Raw genomic sequence first — 26,019 nt, 5'->3', positions numbered from 1 at the left:
CGGCTCTTGATCCAAACCAGAAGACGGACGCCACCCACGACCCTACGGCCGGAGATCCAGGCAATGGGGCCGATTAGGCCAGCGCTTTCCTAACTCACGACCCGAAGCGGCGGCACGCGGTAGGCGGGAACGAGCGCCATGGGTTCAGCCTGACCTCCGTCGGCCGCGAGCCAGCGCGCCAGCCGGCGTAGCGCCACCGGGGCAAGGAGCGTCAGACCGTCCTTGCTGGCGACGATGTGAGGGGTCTCGTCGGGCCGAACGTCCACTTCGATATCGAGCGCGCGGACCGCTCCGGTCCCAAGCCGCTCGATGCTCGTGGGACCCAGACGCTCGGCGCGATCCAGCACCAGACGAAGAGGGGCGTAGCCGGCGCCGCGCAGAGCGGCGAGCGCCAGATAGAGCTTCTCTTCGTAGTCGATTTCGAACTTGGCCATGGCGCCCCTCCCCAGAAGCCAGGCCATGGACGCGCCGAACGCGAGTCCTGTCAACATGACGCTGGCGCGACCAAGGGTCTCATTCGATCGCCCACCAGAACGGCGAACCGTTGGTGAGGCGCGAGATCTGTCGGCCGTCCGGCAAGGCGGCGTCGCGCCACCAGGTCTCATCCACCACCGGCGCGTTGCGAGCGATGCAGGCGTCGGCGCAGCCTATAGCCGCAACGACAAGCAGACGGCGCTCGCCGGCGGTGCGCTCGAAAACCACGGCGTTATCGGAGACGGGGCGCTTGATCTCCAGCGGCGAGATGGCCGCCGCGAACAGGTCCGGATGGTCGCGCCGGGCCTTTAGCAGGTCTCGGATGAGCGCCTGTTTGGTCGCGCCCGCGCGCCAGTCTCCATCGCCTTCATGATCGAGCATCGCGTGACGCTGGTCGTAATCGACAGGTCGGCGATTGTCGGGGTCGACGAGGCTGAAATCCCAGAACTCGGTTCCCTGGTAGAAGTCGGGCACGCCCGCCAAGGTGAGTTTCAGGCCGGTCTGGACGAGACTGTTGGCGACGCCGGCGGGCGAGATCTGGGTGACGAAGAGGTGAGCGTCCTGCCGGAAAGCGCCGTCGCCGTCGACCAGCAGCCGGCGAAGATAGCTTTCGCTGGCGGCCTCGTAGGTCTCGTCCTGCACCGTCCAAGACGTCCGCAGCTTGGCCTCGCGCAGCGCCTTTCGCTGCCAGCCGCCCAGACGCTCGGCGAAGGCGGCCATCGCCTTTGCGTCCGCCGGCTCGAGGTCCAGCGGCCAGGCGCCGACGATCATCTGGTGCAGCATGTGCGCATCGCCCGGATCGACGCCTTCAAGCGGCGTCAGCGACAGCCACGCCCTGGCCCGCTGCGCCCACAGCGCGGCAATCTCGCTGAGCACCGCCAGCCGGGCGCGCACGTCCTCCCCCCGCTTGTGATCGTGCGTCGCCGTCGCCAGCATACTGGATGGGAACGCTGCTCCCCGCTGTGTCGCCTGCCGTAGAAACAGCGCCGGAGACATCGAGAGCCGGGCCGGATCGAAGCCGACATCGTTGCGCGAGAGCAGCCGGCCGTAGCGATAGAAGGCGGTGTCCTCTACAGCTTTCGCGGCGACGGGCGCCGAGAGCTGCTCGAGGCGCCGCACGGCGTCGGTCCGAAGGTCGGCGGGAACCTCGCCTTCGCCGCGGAGCCAGGCGGCGATCTGATCCAGCGCCAGGCTCGACGCCGGCTGCGCCGCCTTGGCGCTGGCCAGGGCCTTGAGGGGCGGCTGTCGGGTGTCGGCAGCGTAGGTGCGGTAGTTTCTGGAGGCCTCGACCAAGCTCGCCAGGGCCCGGCGAAGGGCGGGAAGAGGCAGGTCCCGCGTCGCGACGTTCCAGCGCGCCAGCCGGTGGAAGGCCATGGCCGCCGCGTCCAGCTGGCCGGCGAACCCGCCCGAGAGGATCTCGCGTCTGGCGTCGAGCTCCTCGGCCTCGAAATCGGCCGGACGTCCGCTTATCTGTCGCCAAAGACTGGCCAGGGGACCAGCGCCCTTGGGATCGTGTTGCAGCGCCGACAGATCGTTCATGACCTCGTAGCCGGTGGTTCCGTCCACGCCCCAGTCGGCGGCCAGGCGCTCGTCCGCGCCAAGAATCTTTTCGACCACCAGCCAGGCCTTGCGCGCCGGATCGGCCGTGATCAGCGCCTCGCGCAGTCGCCGGCAGTAGGCCGGCGGGTCGGCCAGGCCGTCGACATGGTCCACCCGCAGACCGTCGATCAGCCCTTCGCGATAGAGGCGCAGGGGCAGGGCATGCACCGCCTCGAAGACGACCGGATCTTCGATACGTAGCCCGGCCAGCTCAGTGATGTCGAAGAAACGCCGCCAGTTGATCGCGTCGCCAGCCGTCCGCCACCAGGCCAGGCGGTAGTGCTGACGCTCCAAAAGATCGTGCAACCGCGCCAGCCCGTTCTCGGTTGCTGGATCGTAGGCGGCGGCCAGGCGGAAAGGATCGACGTCCTCTATCCGCGAGGCGTCCGCGGCGGCAAGAACCTCGGCGTAGTCGCAGCGGCGCAGCGGGAAGCGGTGGGCGCCATGAGCCAGGACGGAGAGGCGGTCGGGCTCGATGTCCAGTTGGATGGCCCCCGCGGCGAGAGCCTCGGCGTAGGGGGCTCCGAGGAACGGAGCGAGCAGCTTTCCTGCCAGGTCGGGATCGGCTGGCGCCCAATCGATGTCGAACATCCGGGCGAAGGGGCTGGCCCGGCCGTTCTCCAGGACATCCAGCCACCATGCGTTGTCGCCGCCGCCGACAGCCAGATGATTGGGCACGATGTCGAGGACGACGCCCAGGCCCTGGGCCCGCAGCGCCTCGACCATGTCGCGAAAGCCCTGTTCGCCGCCCAGTGCTGGATTGATCTTGAGGGGATCCACCACGTCGTAGCCATGGGCGGAGCCTGCTCGGGCTGTGGCGATCGGCGAGGCATAGACGTGGCTCACCCCCAGTCTGGCCCAGTAGGGCGCCAAAGCCGCCGCGTTCGAGAAGGTGAAGCCGGCGTGAAACTGCACGCGATAGGTCGCTGAGGGGATCATCGGGGTCTCTGGACGTTCAGGCGGGCGATCCGGCTGGTGACGACGGGAGCGGCCAGGAGCGCCTCGCTCGCCACCGGCAGTCGCCGGCGCCAGTTGGGATGAACATCGACGACGCCGGGCAGGTTGGGCTGCTCTTCCAGGCCCAACACATCCTCGATCGGGATCAGCGCCAACTCGCAGGCGCTCGCCCCGACAATCGCCATCGCGGCTTCGACGGCGGGATCAGGGTTGTGCGGCGAGGGAACGGGGCCCTGGGCCAGGTCGGATTGCGAGGCCATCGTCCAAAGCGCGGCCCGGTCGTCAACGCGCTCGACACGTTCGGCCTGGCGGTCGCCGGGCGCATTCAGGCGCTCGCGCCACTCGATGTCGCGTCCGCGCCACCAGCCGGCGACCGGCGGCAGGTCGTGGGTGCTGGTCATGGCCACGGCGCGCCGGTCCCAGTTTTCAGGTGGAATGAAGGCCCCGGTCTCCTCGCGCTCGAAAGGCAAGACCCGCATGCCCAGCAGCCCATGCTCGTCGAGGGCTTCGCGCAGACCTGGCGGCACGACGCCCAGATCCTCGCCGATGATCACCGCTCCGGCCCGGCGCGACTCCATGGCGATGAGCGCCAGCAGATCATCGATGGGATAGCGCAGATAGGCGCCCTGGTCGGGGGATGCTCCATCCGGGATCACCCACAGCCGCCCCAAGCCCAGGGCGTGGTCGATACGGACCCCGCCGGCGTGCCGCAACGCCGTGCGCAAGGTGTCGAGGAAGGGTTGGTAGCCGGCGGCTCGAAGGGCGTCGGGAGCAAAGCTGGTCAAACCCCAGCCTTGTCCGGCCGCCTGAAAGGCGTCAGGCGGAGCGCCCAGAGTCAGGCCGAGCATCAGCTCCTGGGGCCGTCTCCAAGCGTGCGAGCCGCCGGGGTCGAGGCCCACGGCGAGGTCCGAGACCAGTCCTATGCCCATGCCGGCGCCTTTGGCCGAGGCCTGAGCCTGCTGCAGGCCAAGGTCGGCCAGCCATTGTGCGAACAGAAAAAAGCCGACCCTGTCGCCAAGACCAAGCTGCTCCACGACGGCCTCGGCGTGGGCGACGTCCTTGTACGCCTCGGGCCAGCGGCGCCAGCCGCCCGCGCCGAAGATATGCGCCAGGCGCTCCTCGAGCGCCTCGAAGATCGCGTGGCGACGAAGTTCCTGGCCGCCAACCGCGACGAAGTCCGTAAATCGCTGCTCGCCGGCGAAGGCGTGATAGGCAGCGTTCAGCCTGGCGAGCTTGGCGGCCGCCGACTGCGGCCAATCGATCAGCTCAGGCCCGCCCCGAGCTGCGGGGGCCGCGCCGAGGGCCGCGGGATCTGCATAGAGAATATTGAGGTGGTCGCGGCTCGACGGTGAGTAGGGACTGCAGCGCTGTGGCGCGCTGGGAAAGAGCGCATGGGTCGGGCTGATCGCCAGGGCGTCGGCGCCGGCTTGGCCGGCCGCGCGGGCGAGGACGGCCAGGGCGCTGAAGTCGCCGAAGGTCCCATGCTCACGTAAGCCGTAGAGTTGGGTGGTCAGTCCCCAGGCGTCGCGGCCCAACAGATCGCGTGGCGTCAGGCAGCGGGGGGGACAGACCGCCAGCTCCAGCGTGCGGTCGTCCAGCTCGAGGCGATGATACCCTGGTTCGGAGACGCTCAGGGTCAGACCATCGGCGTCTGAGGCGGCGTCCCGGGTGCGTCCGTCCTCCAGGATAACACGACCCCGGCGGGCGCCTGCAAACCTGATCGGCGTATCGACCCGCCCGATCAGCAGCTTCGGGGACGATCGCTCTCGAATGGCCGCCAGGGCGTGACTGGGCGAGGCGACATCGTGGCCGAGCGCAACCAGCACCGCTCGAATGGTGTCCAGTTCGACCCGACGGTCGCGGCCGTTGAAATCGGTCCATTCGACCAGCACGCCCGCCGCGTCCGCTAGCGCCAACAGCGCGGTGTCGCTCATGGTTCTTGCGCCAGCCAGGCGGCGAACGAAGCCGGCGGTATCTGGCCGTTCAGCTGCCGATCGCCCACCACGACGAGTGGAGGTCCAGCCGGGGCGGGGCAGAGTGGCGCGGCGACCTCGCCAAGATTGACGGCCACTGTGTAGGTCTTGCTGCCCAGGCGCCAGGCGGCTTGTACGGACTTGGCGCCAATCGCGCGTGCGCCAAGGCTGCTTGCGCCGTCGATGTGGGGCGCCAGATTATCGCGCCGCAGGCGCAGCAGGGTTGCGATCAGTTGACGCCAGCTTTCGGCGTCCGGGCCGGGCGATGGACGCGAGGCCTCGAAGGTGGGGGCGGCGTTGGGGTCTGGAATGGCCGCTCTGGCCTGCGGATCAGCGAAGGCTGGAAACTTGGCGAATTCGCGCCGACGGCCCTCGCGCACGGCGTCGGCCAAATCGTCGTGGAAATCGGTGAAGAACAGGAACGGGGTTTCCGAGCCGCTCTCCTCGCCCATGAACAGCATGGGGATTTGCGGCGACATCAAAAGGAGCGCCATAGCCGCCATCAGGCGTTCGGGAGCAACCAGCGTCGTCAGCCGCTGGCCGAGCGCCCGGTTGCCGACCTGGTCGTGGTTCTGCAGAAAATTGACGAAGGCGGTCGGCGGCAGATGCCGGCTGGGCGCGCCCCGCGGCCTGCCGTCGTGATTGGGCGAACCCTCGCCCTGGTAGATGAAGCCTTCCGCCAGGCTGCGAGCCAGACGCTCGGCGGGCCGATCGGCGAAGTCCTGGTAGTAGCTGCTGGTCTCGTCCGTCAGCAGAACATGCATTACGTTGTGAAAATCATCGTTCCACTGAGCGTCATAGCCGCCCGACAACCGGTCAGGGTCGTTGCCCTCATTCTCCAGTACGAGATGGATGTGGCGGTCTGGACAACGGGCGCGCACCTCCGCGGCGAGCCTGTCCAGAAAGTGGTTGTCTGCGATCGCGTGCACGGCGTCGAAGCGCAACCCATCTAAACGGAAGGTCTCCAGCCAATAGAGGGCGTTTTCGATGAAGAACCGCGCCACGGGTTCCTCGCCAAAAGCGATGGCCGGTCCCCACGGGGTGTGACGCGCTTCGTCGAAAAAGGACTTTGCGTAGGCCGGCAGGTAGTTACCGTCGGGGCCAAAGTGGTTGTAGACCACGTCGAGCAGCACCATCATCCCCAGGCCGTGGGCCGCATCGACCAGGGCCTTCAGGTCGTCCGGCGAGCCATAGGCGCCGGCGGGGGCGTAAGGCAGGACGCCGTCATAGCCCCAGTTGCGCGACCCCGAAAAGCTGTTCACCGGCATCAGTTGCAACGTCGTGATCCCTAGGCCCGAAAGCGCGGGCAGCCGGTCGGTTACACCGGCGAAACCGCCCAGCAGGCCGGGGTGAACTTCATAGATCACTGCGTCCGACCAGGCCCGGCCAAGCCACTCGGGATTGCGCCACGCATATCCTTCAGGGCTGACCAGGACGCTCCAGCCGTGCACGTCGTCGGCCTGGGCGCGAGCCGCCGGATCAGGCACGACGAGGTCGTTGTTGATCCGAAACCGGTACTTCTGCCCGTCGGCAGCTTCAGTCTCGTAGTCGAACCAGCCATCAGCCAGCCGGTTCATGACGAAGACGCCTTGCCCGTCGAGGTCCACGGCGACGCGCTCCTGCCCCGGCGCCCAGAGGCGCAAGCGGACACGCCCATCGCCAAGCCAGGCGGGTCCGTGATTCATCGTGCTTCTCCGACCCCGCGCAGAATGACCGCCGCACCGCCTGGTAGGTCGAGCATCTCGCCGACAGGGGCGGGTTCGGCGTCAGGGTCGGCGCTGTCGATGAGCCGCTCGAAAGTCAAACCTTCAGTCGGAAGCACGAAAGTGAGGGCTTCGCCAGCGCCGTTCATCGCCAGGGCGATCAGTTCCAGCGATCCGTCGGCAAGTCGGCGGGCGCGGCGCATCAGGAGGGCGCGGCCCTCCGGATTGCGCCAGTCGTCCTCCGACAATGGCTGGCCGCGCTCATCGAACCATTCGATGTCGAGAACGCCGGGCGCGGCTTCGTCCTGGCCGTAGAGGAAGGAGCCGGACCGCAGCAGAGGGTGGGCCTTGCGAAGCGCGATAAGCTTGGCGGTGAAGTCGATCAACGCCTGACCGGACTGTTTGGCCGCCTGACCCCAGTCAAACCAGCTGATCTCGTTGTCCTGGCAGTAGGCGTTGTTGTTGCCGTTCTGGGTGCGGCCAAACTCGTCGCCGCCCAGCAACATGGGAGTGCCGAGCGAGGCCATCAGCGTCGTCAGCATCGAGCGGCGCACTCGGTCGCGCTGGTTCTGAATGATCGGATCGTCGGTCGAACCTTCGGCGCCCCAGCCGCGCGAATAGTTTTCGCTGTGCCCGTCCTGGCCGTTCTCGCCGTTGGCTTCGTTGTGCCGGCCATCGTAGCTCACCACGTCGTTGAGGGTCATGCCATCATGTGCGGTCAGCATGTTGATGCTGGCCCAGGGGCGGCGGGCGCGTCGATCGAAAAGGTCGCCCGAGCCCGAGAGCCGCGCGGCCAGATCCGGCCGTTGGCCCGCGTCGCCGCGCCAGAAGCGCCGGGTGGTGTCGCGGAACTTGTCGTTCCATTCGGCGAAGCTGGGTGGATGGTGGCCCAGCTGGTAGCCGCCTGGACCGATGTCCCATGGCTCGGAAATGAGCTTCAGCCGGCCCAGCACAGGATCCTGGCGCAGGACGTCGAAGAAGGCCGCCCCAGGCGAAAACCCTGCGTCGCCCTCGCGGCCAAGCGTCACGCCCAGATCGAAACGGAAGCCGTCGACACGGAAGGACTGGGCCCAGTAGCGCAGCGAATCCGCCACCATCTGGATGACCCGGGCCGAGGCCATGTTCAGCGAATTGCCGGTGCCCGTGTCATTGATGCAGTGGCGCGGGTTGTCGGCGACCAAGCGGTAGTAGGTGGCGTTGTCGAGACCGCGCAGGGACAGGGTCGGACCCATCTCGCTGCCTTCGGCGGTGTGGTTGTAGACGACGTCGAGGATGACCTCGATGCCGCTGGCGTGCAGTCGGCGCACGGCCAGGCGGAATTCATCGTGGCTGCCGCTGGCGAGATACCGCGCTTCGGGCGCGAAAAAGGCCAGGGTGTTGTAGCCCCAGTAGTTGGACAGGCCGCGCTCCTGCAGGAAGCGATCCTGGGTGAAGGCGTGGACCGGCAGCAGTTCCAGCGCCGTGACGCCCAGGCGCTTGAGGTGTTCGATGACCTTGGGGTGGGAGAGGGCCGCGAAGGTGCCGCGATCCTTGGGGCCGACCTCTTCGAGCAGGGCGGTCAGGCCCTTGACGTGGGCCTCGTAGATCACCGTCTCCGACCAGGGCGTGTTGGGCCGGCGATCGCCTTCCCAGTCGAAGGCGTCGGCGGTGACGACCGACTTGGGCATGGCCGGGGCGCTGTCGCGACGATCGAAGGAAAGATCCGCGCGCGGCGAGCCGACATGGTAGCCGTGCAGGGCGTCGGTCCAGCGAAGCTGACCGGCCAGCCGGCGGGCGTAGGGGTCCAGCAATAGCTTGTTGGGATTGAACCGGTGGCCCTGTTCGGGCGCGTAGGGGCCATAGGCGCGAAAGCCATAAAGCTGGCCAGGGCGCGCGTCGGGCAGATAGCCGTGCCAGACCTCGTCGGTGCACTCGGGCAGGGGATAGCGGGCCAGTTCCTTTCGGCCCGATGGGTCGAAGAGGCAAAGATCAATGCGCTCGGCGTTGGCTGAGAACACCGCGAAATTGACGCCAAGACCATCGAAAGTGGCGCCCAGGGGATAGGGCGATCCGGCGTCCAGGCGTTCGGGCGAGGGGGTCAAGCGCTAGGTCCTTCGTAACGGAGATAGACAGCGGCCAGCGGCGGCAAGGTCAGGTCCAGGGCCGGGCCGTCGGGATTGGGAAAGGCGCTCGCCCCGCCTTGGTTGCCAAGGTCGCCGCCGCCATAGACGGCCGCGTCGGTGTTGAGGATCTCGGTCCAGCGGCCTTCCAGCGGAACGCGCACTCGCCGCATCTGCGGCTCGGGCGTCATGTTGACGGCCACGATCAAGGGCGCGCCGCCATGGAAGGAGCGGCGCTCGAAGACAAAGACGCCGTCGCGATCGTGGTTCTCGGCGATCCAGCCAAAACCGCGCGCATCCGCGTCAGTGTGATGCAGAGCGCCTTCCTGGCGATAGATACGGTTGAGATCGCCGACCAGGCTCTGCAGCCCGGCGTGCTCAGGCGTCTCGAGCAAGGCCCAATCGAGCTCGCCGTCGTGGTCCCATTCGCGCCACTGGCCGATCTCGCCGCCCATGAACAGCAGCTTCTTGCCAGGATGGGCCCACATCAGCGCCAGGAGCGCGCGTAGGTTGGCGAACTGGCGCCAGCGGTCGCCCGGCATCTTCGACAGCAGCGAGCCCTTGCCGTGGACGACCTCGTCATGGCTAAGCGGCAGGACGAAGCCCTCGGTGAAGGCGTAGGTGAGGCCAAAGGCCAGGTCTCCGCCGTGCCAGCCGCGATGGACCGGATCACGATGCATGTAGCGCAGGGTGTCGTTCATCCACCCCATGTTCCATTTGTACGAGAAGCCAAGACCGCCCTGATCGACAGGCGCGGTCACGCCCGGCCAGGCGGTCGACTCCTCGGCGATGGTGATGGCGCTTGGGAAGTGCTCGCTGACCGCCGCATTGAGGCGACGCAGGAAGGCTATGGATTCCAGGTTCTCGCGCCCGCCATGGACATTGGGCGTCCACTCGCCGGCCTTACGGCTGTAATCGCGGTAGAGCATCGAGGCCACCGCATCGACACGCAAGCCGTCGATGTGGAAGCGATCCAGCCAGTAAAGGGCCGAGGCCACCAGGAAGCTGGCGACCTCGTCTCGGCCCAGATTGTAGATCAGGGTGTTCCAGTCCGGGTGAAAGCCCTCACGCGGATCGGCATGTTCGTAGAGGGCCGTGCCGTCGAAGCGCTCCAGCCCGTGGGCGTCGCTGGGAAAATGGGCCGGGACCCAGTCGAGAATGACGCCCAGTCCCGCCTGATGGCAGCGATCGACGAAGCGGGCCAGTCCCTCGGGCGCGCCATAGCGTGCGGAAGGCGCGAACTGCCCGAGCGGCTGGTAGCCCCAGGAGCCGCCAAACGGATGCTCCATGATCGGCATCAGCTGAACATGGGTGAAGTCGAGGCCGGCGACGTAGGGGATCAGGTGGTCGGCCAGGGCGTCCCAGTCGTGACATTGGTGACCGTCCCAGGGGCGTCGCCAGGATCCGGCGTGGACCTCGTAAATCGAGATCGCCGCGCCGGCGTGATGGCGGGCGGCGCGGTCGGCCATCCAGCCGTCGTCCCCCCAGGCATGGTCGAGTAAGGGCGCGACGATCGAGGCGGTGGCCGGCGGGATCTCGGTGGCGCGAGCGAGGGGGTCGGCCTTGCGGCGCACGGACCCGTCGGCGCCCTCGACATCGAACTTGTAGCGCGCGCCAGCGGCGAGGCGCGGAATGAAAATCTCCCAGACGCCCGCCTCATGGCGCAGGCGCATGGGATAGCGCTCCCCGTCCCAGCTGTTGAAGTCGCCTACTAGGCTCACCCGCCGGGCGTTGGGCGCCCAAACGCTGAACGCCACGCCCTCGACGCCTTCAAGCGCGCGGGGGACGGCGCCGAGCCGATCGGCCATGCCGGTGACCTCGCCCCGTATGATCGCGGTCAGGTCGGCCTCTGAGAGCACCGGACCAAAGCTATAGACGTCCTCGGTTTCCCAAGCGCTGTCGGGCCACAGCACGCGCAGGGCGTAGTCTGCGGTCGGCTTGATTTCGCCGACGAAGAGGCCCGGCGAGGCCTCCTGGAGGCGGCCAAGGCGTCGGCGGCTCTTGCGAGAGATGACTTCGACACCCGCCGCGCCGGGCTGAAAGGTGCGCACAACGTCCCCGTGGCGTCCAAGGTAGCCGAACGGATCGGACGCCCAGGACACCGCACTCTCCAACCCCACCCGACATCTCCAAATTGCTGCGAGTGCACAACGATCAGGCGATCAATCTGTGCCGGGAGCCATCAAAAAATATTCCCGGAACCCTTGCTCTCTCCCGTTGTTTCCGAGGCATCTCAGGGAGTAGCGGCTATGGCGTTCGGGGCGTGGCAGAGTTTATTGTGCAGTTGCGAGGAGGCGCATCAGGGGCCTGAATTCGGCGCCGTCCGATGAGCGCCGCCAGCATCCTTTCGGTCGCCGCGGAGATTTTCCCCCTGATCAAGACCGGCGGCCTGGCCGACGTCGTCGGGGCGCTGCCGCTGGCTCTGGCGCGCGAGGGAGTCAAGGTCGTGACCCTGATCCCCGGCTATCCGGCTGTGAAAGCCGCGCTGGAAACGCCCAACATGGTACACCGTTTCGCCAGCCTGATGGGCGCGCCGGCCCGGCTGCTGCGTGCGAGGGCGGGCGCTCTGGACCTCCTGGTGATCGACGCGCCTCACCTCTATGATCGACCCGGCAATCCCTATCTGCAGGCGCCGGGAGTCGAATGGCCTGACAACGGTCAGCGCTTTGCCGCCCTGGCCAAGGTCGCCGCCGAAATCGGCCTGGGCCTCCTGGCTGACTACCGCCCCGATGTGATCCAGGCTCACGACTGGCACGCCGGCCTGACGCCTGCCTATCTCCACTATGCGCAGAAAGAACGCCGGCTCCGGGCGCCGCCGGTCGTCCTATCAATCCACAATCTGGCCTTTCAGGGACTGTTCCCGGCAAGCCTGCGGACCAAGCTCGGGCTGCCGGCGGAGGCCATGGCTATCGACGGCGTCGAATACTGGGGCGACATCGGCTTTCTCAAAGCCGGCATCCAGTTCGCCGATCAGGTCACCACCGTCTCTCCAAGCTACGCGGCGGAGATCACCACCGAAGAGGGCGGCATGGGCCTGGGCGGGCTCTTGAAGACCCGCGCCAAATCGCTGGTCGGCATCCTCAATGGCATCGACGCGGACGTCTGGAACCCTGAGACAGACACCGACATCAGCGCTCGCTATACGGCAGAGACGCTCGAACGTCGCGCCATCAACAAGCTGGCTCTTCAAGCCAAATTTGGCCTTCGTCCGGACGCCGAAGCCCCGCTCTTTGGCATCCTCAGCCGGCTCACCGACCAGAAGGGCGTCGATCTGCTGCTGGGCGCCCTGCCGGTGCTGTTTGCCGAGGGCGCCCAGCTGATCGTCTGCGGCCAGGGCGAGCCGCGGTACGAGGCCGGGTTCTCGCAGGCCGCCGAGCGCTATCCCGGCGCCATGGGCAGGTTCCTGGGCTACCGGGAAGACCTCGCCCATCTCATCCAGGCTGGCGCTGACGCGATCCTGGCGCCGTCGCGTTTCGAGCCCTGCGGCCTCACCCAGCTTTGCGCCATGCGGTATGGGGCCGTCCCGGTCGTCTCGCGCACCGGTGGATTGTCAGACACCATCATCGACGCCAACACAGCCGGGATCGCCCGTTCGGCCGCCACCGGCGTGCAGTTCGCGCCGGCCACCCAGGACATGCTTGAAGACGCCATCCGCCGAACCTGCGCTCTTTACCGCGATCCGGTCAGCTGGCGGCGCGTCCAGCTCAACGCCATGGCCTCCGATAGTTCATGGCGCGTGTCCGCGGCCGAATACGCCGCGCTTTTTGCGCGACTGGCGGCCCAGACGGTCCGCGCCCCCGCCAATGATGTAACGACCCCGGGCGTTGCGCCGGTCGCGCCTGCGAGCCCTGGCGAGCCGCGCAGCTTCGCCGCCTACGACGCGGGAGAGGCCGGCTCCCCCGGTCCAGCGCCCCGGCGCGCCCCATCCCGCCGCATCTCGCCCAGGACCAAGGCGGCGACCCCCAGCCTTCGTCGGATTGAAGAGCGATGATTGTCGCCGAACTGATCAAGCTGCTGCAGGCGTGCCATCCCCAGGCCGTGGTGCTGATCCCGGCGGATCCGTCCATGGGCCGGGCGTGCGAAAAGCTAGCCGACGTCGCCAGGATCGACGCCAGCCAATTTCCCGACGGGCCAGCGGCGCAAGGCGGCGTGGTTCGGCTTTCGAGCTTTCCCGTCGATCTGCTGATCAGCGGCCTGGACCTCGCCGAGCAGGCTGGCGGCTAGCGGGCGCGCCTGTGGCGGCTCCAGTCCCGGTCAGGCGAAATTGATCCACTCCGGCTCACGTACAAGCGCGTGCTGAGGCAAGCCGGTCATCGACCGAAGCCGCCGAAGGTCCAGAAGGTTGATCGTTCGGGTGCCGCGCTGGATCAGGCCTGCGCGCTCCATCGCGCCGAACTTTCGGCTCACATGGACGGGGCTGAGGCCCACCAGATCGCCCACCTGCCCCTGCGTCAGTGGGAACGGCATGGTTTCTTGCTCGGTCAACCCAAGCGCGCTCAAGCGGTCGAAAAGCTCGACCAGCATGCCGGCGATGCGAACCGATCCGTCGGTCTGCCCCATCAGGGCCAGGGCCTCCATCAGTGTAACGCGCTCGCGCTGGGCGCCCAGAAAATGCGCCGCCGCAATGCGCGGGAAGCGCGCCAGCATCCCCATCAGGTCGCCGCGCGACACCGGTCTCACGATGATCGGGGTGATCGCTGTCAGGCACTCGGCCGTCCGCGTCACGCAAAGGCTTGGCGCGCCCAGGACATCTCGCGGCAGGTGAATCTTGACGGTCTGCTGGCGGCCGGACGCTACGGTGATGGACGACGCCACCCAACCGTCCACGAGTAAGAAGAGGTGGGTCGGCTCGGCTCCGTCGCGCTTGAGCACATGGTCGCGCGGGAGGTGCTGCGCAGGGCCCAAGACGGCCGCCAGCGCCGCGCGTTCGGCGCTGTTAAGATCGAAGACTTCGTCAAGGTATCCCCTCGGCGCCCCGGGCGCGCCGGCCTGCGCCGCTGCTTGCTCATCCATGGGTCCCCGATCGCCAAGAACCCAAGCTCGCGCATTATCCTAGGTTATGGTTTGCGACGATCGAACAGCCAGGCCGCCAGCGATCGGGGGCGCGGGTCTAATCTTTCCAAGGCGGCCGACCAGGCGCCGGAAATTGCCAGAGCGCAAGCAAAGCCTGTCGGGGGGCCGTCGGCCCAAAGGCGACGGGCGCCTATCGAGGATGTCCAAGGTGGACGCGGACCGACCGATCCCCCCAAATCTTGCCGCGGTTGCGCTGTCGGACCCGTGGGATCCTGGCGCTCCGATCGCCAAGCGCAGCGAAAAAAGGGCGCTGCGATGCGGTGGCGCCTGACGACCGGGTTGAGCCGCATGTCGCTCCCAGTTTTGTCGATTTTAGCGTGTAGTTCGGCGCCGCCAAAATTCGAGGTCGGCGGCTGAAACCGATCGCGGCGCTGCGCGATCCTATCAAATGATCATTATCGTCGCGCGTTCGAGAGCAGGTTTCGGCGTCCTGGCGGGGAGCGACCTGGTTGAGGAATTCGATCAGGTCGACATGGCGAGAGCCTGCGCGACAAGGCTTTGCGAGGAGGCCCTCGCGCGGGGTGAAAGCTTCAGCTGGGTTGATGTCAGCCAGGCGTCCGCGCCGCTGGCGATTGGTCGGGGGCCTTAAGGCCGCGGGCGCACGACCGCGGAGATGCAGCGCCTTCTCATCGGCCTCGCTGGCGATCCTGACTTGGCGATCCAGGCCGCTTTGCGTCGGGCAGGGCGTTGCCCAGACTGCCAGGCGCGGCCCGCCCCCCTTCGACGGCGTGCAAGCGGGACATGCGTATGCACCCTCCGTGGCGGGGGGGGCATGGCGCCACGGAAGGTTGGCCAACGGCAGGCCAAGCGCGCGAGCAGGGCGCTTGCGGTGGCCAGGTCTCGACGCTCTTCCCCGTAGGGATCAGCCGTGGCCTCAGAGATTTACCTTGGCGTTGTCGCCCATTTGCGGTGCGGCCCCGGTCACCGCCGCCAGCACCATCTTGACCAACGCGACGGTCTTGCCGGGGCTGTCCCAAAGCTCGCCCTGGTCGGGTGTGAAGGTCATCAGGCGAATGGAGGGGTCGCTGGCGTCCTCCCACCAGGCCTTGTCGAAATCAGACCACAGCGCCGCGATCTTTTCGCGGTCGTTGCTCAAACGCGCCGAGCCCGACATCACCACGTACTTGTAATGGCCGTTGTCGGCCCAGGCGCAGGAGACGGCGGGGAAGTGCTCGACCTGGCTATTCTTGCCGCCTTCGGCGTCGACAAGAAAATAGACGGCGTGCTCGCCACGGCGCACTCGGGCTGAAAGCGGCCGGCTGTGCTGTTGCTCGCCGTCCCAGGTGGTGAACATCGCGATGTCGATCTTTTCCGCCAGCTCCCAGATCCGGTCGGCGACCTCGTGCGGCGGCTGGGGATTGTCGTCGCTGCGTTCCTTGGTCATCGCGGGTCCTCTTGATGTGAGCAGAAAGAGCCAACGCGCCGGCGCACGGCAATGTTGCACGCTTGAGGCGGGGCCCAGGCTGGTCGATCCGCCGATTTCTTCTGCGACGGCAAAGCTGCAGGAGGGCGGCGAGCAGCCTTCAACCGCTCAGCGCGGAAAGCAGAGCCTGAGCCAGCGCTCGCCGCTCGGGTTCGCTGTCGCAGGCCAGGGCCACGACCAGCTTGTCCTCGCGCACCGTCAGGACGTCGCGCCATCGCGATAGGGCCCTCTTAGCCTTGGCCGGCGCGGGCGTGGCCAGGGTCAGCGACACCCCCTTGGGGCCGGCGCGCACCTGACGGACCCCGGCGCTCTTGGCCAGGCGCTGCAATCGAGCCTGGTCGAGCAGGGTGTTGGTCAGCGGGGGAAGGGCGCCGAAGCGATCCTCCAGTTCCTCCTCGAAAGCGTCGATCTGGCCTTGGTCTTCGAGTCTCGCCAGCCGGGCATAGAGATTGATCCGGGTCACTGCGTCGGGCACGTAGACGGTCGGGATCGCGCCCGGCTCGCCAAGCTGCAGATCGGGCGTCCAGTCTTCGGCCTCGGTCTCGCCGCGCGCGACCCGCAGCGCCCTGGCCAGCAGGCGCTGGTAAAGCCCGGCGCCGATCATCCGCATATGTCCGGCCTGATCCTCGCCGACCAGATCCCCGCCGCCGCGCAGGTCCAGGTCCCGGGCGCTGATCGCCAGGCCTGATCCCAGACGATCGAACGCCTCCAGCGTCGAAAGCCGCGCGCGGGTGGCCTCGGAAAGGTCCTCCTGCGGATCCGACAACAGATAGGCCACGCCTTGAATGCGACCGCGGCCGACCCGGCCGCGCAGCTGATGAAGCTGAGCCAGGCCAAATCGGTCGGGCCGCCAGACGATCATGGTGTTGGCGCGCGGCACATCCAGCCCGCTTTCGATGATGTTGGTGGCCAGCAGCACGTCGCCGTCGCCATCGGCGAAGCCGACCATCACCGCATCCGCCGTCTCGGCGGCCAGATCGCCATGGGCCACGCGCACTTCAAGCTCTGGGACGAGGCTGGCCAGCTGAGCCTGGAGCTGACCGATGTCCTCGATGCGCGGTGCGACGACGAAGCTCTGTCCGCCCCGGCGCTTTTCGCGCATCAGCGCCATGCGCAGGGTGGCCGCATCGAAGGGCGCCAGAAAGGTGCGGATCGGACGCCTACGGGCCGGCGGACTGGCGATGACGCTGACGTCCTGCACACCGATCATCGCCGCTTGCAGGGTGCGGGGAATTGGCGTGGCCGTCAGGGTCAGGAGATGGCCGTCCCTGGCCATGCCGCGCAACCTCTCTTTCAACGCTGCGCCGAACTTCTGCTCCTCGTCGATGATCATCAGCCCAAGATCGCTAAAGCCGATATCCTTGCCCGCCAGGGACTGGGTGCCGATCACCACGCCGATCTGGCCCGCCTCCAGGCCCTGCTTGACCGCCTTGGCTTCGGCGGGACTGACCAGGCGCGACAGGTGGGCAACGCCGATCCCCGTGCCGGCGAACCGCCGCTTGAAGGTTTCGACGTGTTGGCGAGCCAGGACCGTCGTCGGCGCGGCCAGGGCCACCTGGCGTCCGCTCAAGGCCACGGCGGCGGCGGCCCGCAAGGCCACCTCGGTCTTGCCAAAGCCGACGTCGCCGCACACCAGCCGGTCCATGGGACGTCCGCTGGCGAGGTCGGCCAGAACCGCCTCGATCGCCGCCGACTGATCGGGCGTCTCGGGATAGGCAAAGCGGGCGGCGAACCTGGCGTAGGCGGCCTTGGGCGGAACGATGGACGGGCAGATCCTTTCCTCGCGCGCCTTGGCCAGGGCCACCAGGCGGGCGGCGGCCGCTTCCAGGTGGTGATGAACCTGCGCGCGTCGCTTGGCCCAACCCTCGCCGTTGAGCCGGTCGAGGGTCACCGCGCTTTCTTCGGCCCCATAGCGCCAGATGCGGCCGATCTCCTCCACGGGCGCCTGCAGACTGTCGCCGCCGTGATACTCCAGCTGCAGGGTGTCATGATCCACGCCGTCGATTTCGATCCTCGTAAGGTCACGCAGCACGCCTACCCCATGGTCCTCATGTAAGACGACGTCGCCGGGACGAAGGTCGGGTTCGGCCAGAAGATCCTGCAGGTTGGTCGCGCCGCGTGCGGCCGTGCGCCCCCCAACCACGTCGCTGGCGGCGATCACGGCGAGCTGGCTGGCCGCGTGGATGAAGCCGGTGTCGAGATCCAGCTCGATGCTGACGACCGCGCCCGCGGAGCTGGCGAGCGCCTGCGCCCAGTCCGCGCAGGGCTGAGGCTTGAGGTCGAGCCCGCGGGCGAGAGCCCGGGCGAGCGGCCGAAGCTCCTGGCGCAATCCCGTCAAAACTACCCGACGCCCGGCTTGGCGGTGATGGTCGACGAGATCACAAAAGGCCCGGCCAGGGTTGCGCTGCAGGGCCAGGTTCGCCACCAGTTCGAAGCCGCGCGTCTCCAGGCGCACGACCGACCAGCTGGCGAGGGCCGCCTTGAGGTCTGCGCCCAGCAGGTTGAGCTCATCAGGAGCGCCGGGCTCAGGACCCGCGCCGCCAAGCGTCTTGCGCGCCTCGAAGGCGTCCAGCACATGGGCCTCGACCTCGGCAAGACGGGCGGCGGCCTTGACGTCCATCGAAAGCCTGGCCTTGGGCAAAAGCTCGAACAGCGAAACCAGGGCGCCGTAGTGGCGGGCCATAGCGTGCTCGGCCCCGGGAAAGCGTTCGGGTGCTGCGCCATCGGCGCCGGGCTTGAGGATCAGCTCGCTCGCCGGGCCAAGGCGCAGGGTCTCGAGCTCGCCTGTCGAGCGCTGGCTCAAAGGGTCGTAGGGTCGCATCTCGGCGATCCGATCGGCGTCGAGCGCAATACGCACCGGGCAGGCGGCGTCCGCAGGAAAGATATCGATGACTTCGCCCAGGAAGGCGATCTCGCCGGGCTCGTCGATACGGTCGTCTGCGACATAGCCGGCGGCGGCGGCGAAATCGCCAAGGGCCCGGCGATCGAGCACGGCGCCGCGCTGAAGGTCGAACAACGTCTCGTGCGCCAGCGCCGCCGGCGGGAGCTTCTGGACGATGGCCTCGGGCGAGGTGACCAAAACCCGCCGGCCGGCCGGCTGGGCAAGTCGTCCAAGGATGGCCATGCGCCGCCCCATCACATCGCGCGACGGCGAGGCGCGATCATAGGGCAGGCAGTCCCATGGCGGCAGCACCAGGACCTCGAGGTCGGGGGCGAAGCCGGCCAGAGCCCGACCGATTTCCTCGGCCCGGCGCTCACTGGACGCCAGGTGAACCACGGTCGACCCGCCCTTGGCCGCTTTGCGCGACAGGATCAGCGCCACCGCAGAAGCCGGGGCCTGGAGCCTCGTCGCGCTTAAGGCGCGGTGGTTGCGCGCGCCTGGCGCCAGGGTTTCGCCAACGGCAGGGGCGGGGCTGGCGACCTGAGACATGGGGGAACAACTCTGGGAGACGGGCCCGCGCCGCCGCGAGCAGGGCCGAAACACCTCGTGCTAGGAGAGGTTGCACACGCTGACCTGGAAGAAGCCCAAAGGGGCGCCCGGCGATCTTTTGACAGGGCGCAGCATCGAGCGCGGAACGTTAGCCGCGAGGGCGTCGTTCAGCCTGCCCGACGGCAGCGCTTGGCCGTTGGCGAACGCGCGAGGATCGGAAAGTGGGATCAGCACAAGCACAGCCTTGGGCGCGGCGTCTGAGGCGCCTGGCGGCGCGGGACGAGATCATTCAGGGGCTCGAATGGGCCGGTCGGCTCGGCTACGCCGCGCGTGGCGTCGTCTATCTCGGCCTGGGCGCGATCGTTCTCCTAGCCGCGGTCGATATGACGCCGCGGGCGCGCGGCGCCAAGGCGATGCTGGCGGCCTGGGCCGCTTGGCCGCCAGGGCTGGTGATCGTGGCTCTGGTGTCGCTGGGTCTGCTGGGCTTTGCGGTCTGGCGCGGCCTGCAGGCAGGCCTCGACGCCGATCGCCAGGGCGTCTCGCCCAAGGCTATCGCCGTGCGCGTCGGCCAAGCCGTCAGCGGACTAATCTACGGCGGCCTTGGGCTCTGCGGCCTGGAACTGCTCGACGCCTTCGAGGATGTTGGAGAAGCCGATGAGGAACAGGCCGCCCACGGCGCGGCTGCCGCGATCCTGAACTGGCCCTACGGCGAGACGCTGTTGCTGCTGGCGGGGCTGACCCTTGTCGGGGTCGGTATAGGCAACGTCATCCAGGGCCTGATGCAGGATTTTTCCAAGCGCCTTTCATGTGATGCGCGGCTGTGCCGGGTGGTCGCGCCCCTGGCCAGGATCGGCTATGGAGCGCGGGGCTTGGCCACATTGCCGGCCGGCGTCTTCCTGATCAAGGCGGGGCTGGAAGCGCGTAGCGCCGACGTCCATAGTTGGGGCGGCGCCTTGCAGGCGCTTGAGCGCCAGCCGCTCGGATCCTGGGTCCTGGGCCTGATCGCCTTGGGCTTGGCGGCTTTCGGCCTCTTTGGTTTGGTCGAGGCGGCGTTCCGGCGCATCCGTCCCGCCCAGGCGCTCGCCTGATGGCCCGGGACGATCGCATCGCCCGCGCCAAGGCCGCTTCGCGAGAGGCCCGCGCACCCACCCCCGCCAAGCGCGGCCCACTGCTGGCGCGCACGCGCAATCTCAAAATGGCCCGATCGGCCCACGCCTACGTCCGCGGCAGCACGGTCAAGTTCTACGACTGGTTGGAGGCTCGGCCTTCGAGTCTGCCCAGCGGCCCGCCGGTGTGGATCTGCGGCGACTGCCACCTGGGCAATCTGGGGCCTCTGGCGAGCGCCACGGGCGATGTCGACATCCAGATCCGCGATCTGGATCAGACCGTCATCGGCAATCCGGCTCACGACCTTATCCGGCTTGGCCTGTCACTGGCCTGCGCGGCGCGCGGCTCGGACCTGCCCGGCGTCATCACCGCCCAGATGATGGAGGCCATGGTCGATGGCTACGAGGACGCCCTGGCCGGTGATTTCGAGGCCGAAGCCTCGCATCCGCCGATGATCGGTGCGGTGGTGCGCGAGGCCGAGCGTCGGACCTGGAAGCATCTGGCGGCCGATCGTCTGCGCGGCGCGCAGCCTGTGATCCCCATCGGCCGGCGCTTCTGGCCGATCACCAGGACCGAGCGCGATGAGATCGAGGCGATCTGCGCCAGCGATCCGGTCAGGGCGCTGGTCACCAGCCTCAAGTCCCGCAGCAAGAAGGACGACATCCGGATGCTGGACGCGGCCTATTGGGTAAAGGGCTGCAGTTCGCTGGGCCGGCTGCGCTTTGCCGTGCTGCTGGAAGTCGATGGCGGCGGCGACGCACCCGACATCTGCTTCCTCGACATCAAGGAAGCCATCAAGGCCGCCGCGCCACGCGATCGCGACGCGGCCATGCCGCGCGACAACGCAGAGCGGGTGGTGGCGGGGGCCTTGGCCCTGTCTCCCCATCTTGGCCAGCGCATGGCTTCCGGCCGTCTGCTCGACAAGGCCGTGTTCGTCCGTGAACTGATGCCCCAAGACATGAAGCTGGAGATCGTGGGGCTGGCGCCGGCCCAGGCCATGGACGCCGCTCGCGCCCTGGCCGGCGTGGTGGGGCATGCCCATGGCCGGCAAATGGACGGGGCCGCGCGCAAGGCCTGGATCGCCGACCTGTCGCGCAATCGTTCCGGCGCCTTGGACGCCCCCTCCTGGCTGTGGTCCAGCGTCGTGGATCTGGTGGCCGTGCACGAGGCGGCCTATCTCGAGCATTGTCGGCGTTACGCCCTGGGTCTGGGCCAGGACTAACGGGAAGCGGACTGGCCGCTCATTGGGTCAGAGCTCTTAGACGCCTGTGAATGTCAGTGGCGGCGATGGCGGCCTCGGCTGAGGCCACGGCGATCTGATTTAGCCCGCGCACGACATCGCCCGCAGCGTAGAGGCCGGCGATCGAGGTTTCCTGATGGGCGCTGACCAGGAGGTTGCCGTCGGCGTCGTGAGCCGCGCCGCAAGCCAACGCCAAGCGGCTTTGCATCTCACATCCAAGCGCCAGGTAGAGGCAATCGAAGGACCTCTGCGCCGCACCGCCGCGCCCCACCTTGACCGCCTCTCTACCCACGGCAAGGTCGCCCAGCGTGATCGGCAAGACTTCCACGCCGTGGTCGTCGAGGGCCTGACGATCGGTGAGCGTGGCCGGATCGCCAAGGTGCAGCAGCGTCACCCTCTGCGAATAGGTCGTCAGGAAGGCGGCCTCGCGCGCTCCCAGATCGCCCTCGCCGAGCACGGCGATGGCCTGATCGATGGCCTCGTAGGCGTCGCAAATCGGGCACATGCGCACCTTGGCCGCCCGGATCGCCGCTTCCACTCCGTCCAAGTCCGGCAGCCGATCGACGACGCCTGTCGCCAGCAGCACGAAGCGCGCGAACACGCGGGGGGGAGCGCCCGGATCGCCGCCAGCTGTCTCCAGCATGACTTCGAAGCGCTCGGCTTGGCGTGACAGACGAACGGCCCGCCCAGCCCTGCGTTCGGCGCCGTAGAGACTTGCCTGTCGGCCCATGTCGGCGAGAAGCCGGCGCCCGCCGACGCCTCCGGGGAAGCCTGGCGTATTGTGGCTCTCGGGTATCCAGTCGGCGCGAGGACGCCCGCCGTCGAGGATCAGCACCTTGCGGCGAAAGCGCCCAAGGTACGTCGCCGCCGTAAGCCCGGCGGGACCCGCGCCGACGACGATCACGTCGTACTCATCGATCTTGGCTGCGTCCGGCAAAGCAGAAGATCTCGTCATGGGCGCGTTCGTCCGGTGGCTAGAGGCGCCTTAACGAGCGCTCGCCTTGGCCGTTCCGAAAAGAGGCCGGGGGTCTTTACCGCCGCCCTGATCTGGTCGCGCCACGACGGCGTCTGGCGGGAACGTCGGGCAAGCCGCGCCGTTCAGTTGCCGCCCCGCCCGGGAGCGATCGCGAAACCGATGGAGACGCCGACCATGGCCCGTTACGCACTTTTGACCGCCGCCGCCCTGGCCGCCCTGACGCTCGCCGCATGTCAAAAGAAGGACGCCGAGCCCGCCCCGGCCGATCCGGGCACGAGCAACGCGGCCGTCAACGCCGCGCAGGACGCCGCATCCACCGCCGTGGGGACGGCCGCGGCCGTAACCGGGCCGATGTCGACCGAGGCCTTCGTAACCAACGCCGCGATCAGCGACATGTACGAGATCCAGGCCGGCCAAATCGCTCAACAAAAGGGCCAGACCCAGGCGGTCAAGGATTTTGGCAAGCAAATGGTCACCGACCACACCGCGCTCTCCAACGCCCTCAAACCGCTCGTCGTCGCCGCAGGCAAGTCGGCGCCGGCTGCGCTGGATGAGCGCCGCAAGGGTCTGATCGACAATCTCAACGCTGCGGCCCCGGCCGACTTCGACAAGGTCTACCTGACCCAGCAGGAAGCCGCTCACAAGGAGGCCCTCACTTTGATGCAGGGCTATGCCGATCACGGCGACGATGGCGGCCTCAAGGGTGGGGCGGCCAAGGCCCTGCCCAAGATCAAGGCCCACCTCAGCCACGTCCAGGGCCTGGCCTCGGCCGTCCACTAAGCATCATTTGATAGGAGACGCGTCCCCATGGGTCTTTTTTCCAAGATCGTCGACAGGATCTTCCATCACGACCAGGCCAAGGCCGCGCCGGCCGCGCCGGCTACGGCGAGCGCGGTCGCCCCGGTCGCGCCGGCTCCGGCCCCCGCTCCGACCCCCGTCCCGGTCGATGTCGAGGCGGTCCTGACCTCGATGGCTGAGATCGAAGGCGGCGGCGGCAATTGGCGCAGCTCGATCGTCGACCTGCTGAAGCTTCTGAAGCTGGATTCGAGCCTGGAGGCCCGCAAGGGGCTGGCCGACGAACTGGGCGTCCATGTCGGTGAGGCCGGGAGCGCCGAACAGAACATCGCGCTGCACAAGGCGGTGATGAAGAAGCTGGCCGAGAACGGCGGCCAAGTCCCCGATAGCCTGTACCGGTAACGCTTTGCTGGCGGCGCGGGCTCATCCGAGCCGCCAGTGGCTTTCCTTCTGGATCGCAGCCTCGGCGTCGCCCCTCCGACGGATCACCGGCGCGGCCTGGCCGTTTGGCTCCTCGAAGGAGCGGCCATGGCGGATAACAAGCTCAAACAGTACCAGGCGATGCGCGATTTCTCGAAGACGGCCGAGCCGTCGGGGCGCGCCAGGATCGCTCCCTCGCAGGCTTTGCGCTTCGTCATCCAGAAGCACGCGGCCAGTCACCTGCATTTCGACCTGCGCCTTGAGTATGACGGGACCTTCCGATCGTGGGCCGTGCCCAAGGGACCCTCGCTCGACCCGGCCGACCGGCGGCTGGCCATGGAGGTGGAGGACCACCCCCTCGACTACGGCGACTTCGAAGGCTCCATTCCCAAGGGGCAATACGGCGGCGGCACGGTGATGCTTTGGGATCGCGGCTACTGGGCGCCGGAGAAGGGGTTCGAAAAGATCGGCGCGGCCCTGGCCAAGGGCGAGCTGAAGTTCGTCATGGAAGGCGGCCGCATGCATGGCTCCTGGGTGATCGTACGCACCAAGCGCGACGCTCGGGGACGGGCTAGCTGGATGCTGATCAAGCACCGCGACGAGGCCGCCCAGCCGGGCAATCGGTCCGGACCCACGGATGCGGATCGCTCGATCGCCTCGCGACGGACCATGGCCGAGATCGCCAGCGGCAAGGGCAATGCCGCCACGCCGTTCATGACCGGGGAGGGGGCGCCGGCCGGCGCGATCTGGCAGAGCGATCGCGACGACGGCGCGCCGCCGGGGCTGATCGCGCCGGACGAATCCCAGACGAGGGGTGGCCAGGCGAAGGTCAAGCGCGCCAAGGTGCTGCCGGTCTTCATCGAGCCGCAGCTGACCAAGCCCGCCGACAAGCCGCCGTCCGGACCCGGTTGGGCCCACGAGATCAAGTTCGACGGCTACCGGATGCAGTTGCGCACTGAACGCGGCAAGGCGGCCTTACGCACCCGCAAAGGGCTGGACTGGTCGACCAAGTTCCCGGAGATCACCCAGGCTGGCGCGGGCCTAGGCGACGGGATCATCGATGGCGAGGTCGTCGCGCTCGATCATACCGGCGCCCCCGACTTCGCGGCCCTACAGGCGGCAATCTCGCAAAAGAACACCGTAAACCTGGTGTTCTTCGTCTTCGACCTGCTGTTCGACGGCCTGGAGGACCTGCGTGACCTGCCGCTGTCGGCCCGCAAGGCGCGGCTGGCCCGCCACGTCGCCGGGGGCGACGGGGTTTTGCGCTTCGTCGATCACTTCATCACCGCAGGCGATGCGGTGCTGCTGTCGGCTTGCCGGATGGACCTGGAGGGCATCGTCTCCAAGCGCCTGGACGCGCCCTACCGCTCGGGCCGGGGTGAAGCTTGGACCAAGTCCAAGTGCCGGGCCGGCCATGAAGTGGTGATCGGTGGCTATACGACCACCGCCGGCGCATTTCGGTCCTTGATCGCCGGGGTCCATCGCGACGGTCAACTGGTCCATGTCGGTCGGATCGGCGCCGGGTTTGGCCGCGACAAGCTTTCGATCCTGCTGCCGAGGCTTAAGGCCCTGGAGACCGCCAAGAGCCCGTTCGCGAGCAAGGGCCCGTCCCGCGGCGGCGTTGGCGAGGTTCATTGGCTGCGGCCCGACCTGGTGGCCGAGATCGAATACGAGGGCTTCACGGCCGACGGGCTCCTGCGCCAAGCCGCCTTCAAGGGCCTGCGCGAGGACAAGCCCGCCGCCGAGGTCGAGGCAGAAGCGCCCGCATCCCCCGCGACGGCGCTCGCCGAGCCCAGGGCCCAGAAGGGCGCGAGCGTCACGGTCAAGGCGGCCAGTGTCAGTCCCCGGGGCTCGGCGGTGGTGATGGGCCAGACCCTGTCCAACGCGGGCAAGGCGCTCTGGCCTGACGCGGCCGACGGCCGGCCGGTCACCAAGCTCGATCTGGCGCAATATTATGAGGCGGTGGGAGATTGGATGATCGAGCATTTGCGCGGCCGGCCCTGCTCGATGATCCGCATGCCCGATGGCGTCCAGGGCGAGCAGAAGTTCTTCCAGCGCCATGCCGGCCAGGGTCAATCGGCCCTGATCTCCGAGGTGAGCGTCTGGGGCGACCGCAAACCCTATCTGCAGTTCGACAAGATCGAGGCTCTGGTCGCCGCCGCCCAGGTCGGGGCCCTGGAGCTACACCCTTGGAACTGTGAGCCCTTCCTGCCCGAGCAGCCGGGGCGCCTGGTCTTTGACCTCGACCCCGCCCCGGACGTGCCGTTCGAGCGGGTGATCGAAGGCGCGCGCGAGGTGCGTGACCGACTGGCCGACCTTGGCCTGGTGTCGTTCTGCAAGACCACGGGCGGCAAGGGCCTGCACGTAGTCACGCCTCTATCGGCCGAAGGGCTGGATTGGGACATCGCCAAGGCGTTCGCCCGCGACGTTTGCAAGGCCATGGCCCACGACGATCCGGAAAACTATCTGATCGTCATGGCCAAGGCCAAGCGCGGGGGAAAGATCTTCCTGGACTATCTGCGCAACGACCGCATGGCCACGGCCGTGGCGCCGCTGTCGCCGCGCGGGCGGCCGGGCGCGCCGGTGTCGATGCCGCTGACCTGGAGCCAGGTGAAAAAGGGCCTCGATCCGGCCAAGTATACGGTCCGTACGACGCCGGGCTTGGTGCGCAGGCTCGCAGCCTGGGAAGATTACTGCGAGGGCGAGCGGCCGCTGGAGGCGGCTATCCGTCGGCTAGGGAAGGTCTAGGA

17 protein-coding genes are annotated in these 26,019 nt (G+C 67.9%); 7 read left to right on the top strand and 10 right to left on the bottom strand.

The genetic code is table 11. The features are described from left to right. Positions 1 to 89: 89 nt before the first annotated feature. The 6 genes from DDF62_RS16640 to glgB all read right to left on the bottom strand — a co-directional run bounded on the left by DDF62_RS16640 (position 90) and on the right by glgB (position 10,907). Positions 90 to 434 carry a hypothetical protein gene (locus DDF62_RS16640; protein ID WP_133244857.1) on the bottom strand — a complete coding sequence of 115 codons (345 nt, stop codon included), beginning with the start codon at positions 432 to 434 and terminating at the stop codon, positions 90 to 92. Between the two features lie 79 nt (positions 435 to 513). After that, entirely contained in the window at positions 514 to 3,012 is a 2,499-nt protein-coding gene (gene treY / locus DDF62_RS16635) for a malto-oligosyltrehalose synthase (RefSeq protein WP_116490122.1), read from the bottom strand. Further along, positions 3,009 to 4,964 carry a 4-alpha-glucanotransferase gene (gene malQ / locus DDF62_RS16630; protein ID WP_116490121.1) on the bottom strand — a complete coding sequence of 652 codons (1,956 nt, stop codon included), beginning with the start codon at positions 4,962 to 4,964 and terminating at the stop codon, positions 3,009 to 3,011. The genes treY and malQ overlap by 4 nt, the downstream gene beginning before the upstream one ends. Further along, the gene (gene treZ / locus DDF62_RS16625) at positions 4,961 to 6,688 is read right to left on the bottom strand and encodes a malto-oligosyltrehalose trehalohydrolase (protein WP_116490120.1); all 1,728 of its coding nucleotides are present in this window, start codon (positions 6,686 to 6,688) and stop codon (positions 4,961 to 4,963) included. The genes malQ and treZ overlap by 4 nt, the downstream gene beginning before the upstream one ends. Further along, positions 6,685 to 8,787, bottom strand: a complete 2,103-nt coding sequence (glgX, locus tag DDF62_RS16620; RefSeq protein WP_116490119.1) for a glycogen debranching protein GlgX — start codon at positions 8,785 to 8,787, stop codon at positions 6,685 to 6,687. Before glgX ends, treZ begins: the two co-directional genes overlap by 4 nt. Next, positions 8,784 to 10,907, bottom strand: coding sequence for a 1,4-alpha-glucan branching protein GlgB (glgB, locus tag DDF62_RS16615; RefSeq protein WP_425267059.1), 2,124 nt, complete (start codon positions 10,905 to 10,907; stop codon positions 8,784 to 8,786). The genes glgX and glgB overlap by 4 nt, the downstream gene beginning before the upstream one ends. Before the next feature lie 224 nt (positions 10,908 to 11,131). Here glgB and glgA point away from each other — a divergent pair, with 224 nt between their 5' ends. Both glgA and DDF62_RS16605 read left to right on the top strand, forming a co-directional pair. After that, positions 11,132 to 12,796, top strand: coding sequence for a glycogen synthase GlgA (gene glgA / locus DDF62_RS16610; protein ID WP_116490117.1), 1,665 nt, complete (start codon positions 11,132 to 11,134; stop codon positions 12,794 to 12,796). Next, positions 12,793 to 13,029 (top strand): hypothetical protein, encoded by a 237-nt coding sequence (locus tag DDF62_RS16605; RefSeq protein ID WP_116490116.1) that lies wholly within the window; start codon positions 12,793 to 12,795, stop codon positions 13,027 to 13,029. Before glgA ends, DDF62_RS16605 begins: the two co-directional genes overlap by 4 nt. 30 nt (positions 13,030 to 13,059) lie before the next feature. On the opposite strand, the gene DDF62_RS16600 is transcribed toward DDF62_RS16605, so the two are convergent. The 3 genes from DDF62_RS16600 to DDF62_RS16585 form a co-directional block, all read right to left on the bottom strand. After that, a complete protein-coding gene (locus DDF62_RS16600; protein ID WP_116490115.1) occupies positions 13,060 to 13,818 on the bottom strand; it encodes a Crp/Fnr family transcriptional regulator in 759 nt (252 codons plus the stop codon). A 934-nt stretch (positions 13,819 to 14,752) separates the two neighbouring features. Continuing rightward, on the bottom strand, positions 14,753 to 15,262 hold the full coding sequence (locus tag DDF62_RS16590; RefSeq protein WP_101716293.1) for a pyridoxamine 5'-phosphate oxidase family protein: 510 nt from the start codon (positions 15,260 to 15,262) through the stop codon (positions 14,753 to 14,755). Between the two features lie 139 nt (positions 15,263 to 15,401). Then, the gene (locus DDF62_RS16585; protein WP_116490113.1) at positions 15,402 to 18,623 is read right to left on the bottom strand and encodes a TRCF domain-containing protein; all 3,222 of its coding nucleotides are present in this window, start codon (positions 18,621 to 18,623) and stop codon (positions 15,402 to 15,404) included. A 329-nt stretch (positions 18,624 to 18,952) separates the two neighbouring features. On the opposite strand from DDF62_RS16585, the gene DDF62_RS16580 reads away from it, so the two are divergent. Continuing rightward, positions 18,953 to 19,819, top strand: a complete 867-nt coding sequence (locus DDF62_RS16580; protein WP_425267058.1) for a DUF1206 domain-containing protein — start codon at positions 18,953 to 18,955, stop codon at positions 19,817 to 19,819. Further along, positions 19,819 to 21,060: a DUF2252 family protein gene (locus DDF62_RS16575; RefSeq protein ID WP_116490112.1), complete on the top strand. Its 1,242-nt coding sequence runs from the start codon at positions 19,819 to 19,821 to the stop codon at positions 21,058 to 21,060. Before DDF62_RS16580 ends, DDF62_RS16575 begins: the two co-directional genes overlap by 1 nt. Before the next feature lie 19 nt (positions 21,061 to 21,079). On the opposite strand, the gene DDF62_RS16570 is transcribed toward DDF62_RS16575, so the two are convergent. Further along, a complete protein-coding gene (locus DDF62_RS16570) occupies positions 21,080 to 22,033 on the bottom strand; it encodes an NAD(P)/FAD-dependent oxidoreductase (RefSeq protein WP_116490111.1) in 954 nt (317 codons plus the stop codon). A gap of 195 nt (positions 22,034 to 22,228) precedes the next feature. On the opposite strand from DDF62_RS16570, the gene DDF62_RS16565 reads away from it, so the two are divergent. The 3 genes from DDF62_RS16565 (at position 22,229) to ligD (ending at position 26,017) form a co-directional block, all read left to right on the top strand. Then, the gene (locus tag DDF62_RS16565) at positions 22,229 to 22,834 is read left to right on the top strand and encodes a DUF4142 domain-containing protein (RefSeq protein ID WP_116490152.1); all 606 of its coding nucleotides are present in this window, start codon (positions 22,229 to 22,231) and stop codon (positions 22,832 to 22,834) included. A 27-nt stretch (positions 22,835 to 22,861) separates the two neighbouring features. After that, a complete protein-coding gene (locus DDF62_RS16560) occupies positions 22,862 to 23,251 on the top strand; it encodes a DUF3597 family protein (RefSeq protein ID WP_116490110.1) in 390 nt (129 codons plus the stop codon). 126 nt (positions 23,252 to 23,377) lie between these two features. Continuing rightward, a complete protein-coding gene (gene ligD / locus DDF62_RS16555; protein ID WP_116490109.1) occupies positions 23,378 to 26,017 on the top strand; it encodes a DNA ligase D in 2,640 nt (879 codons plus the stop codon). Positions 26,018 to 26,019: the final 2 nt, after the last annotated feature.

The sequence above is a fragment of the Caulobacter radicis genome (assembly GCF_003094615.1).
Taxonomy (GTDB): domain Bacteria; phylum Pseudomonadota; class Alphaproteobacteria; order Caulobacterales; family Caulobacteraceae; genus Caulobacter; species Caulobacter radicis.
The sequence above is the reverse complement of the archived record's forward strand: the minus strand, read 5'-3'. Positions and strand labels throughout refer to the sequence as shown.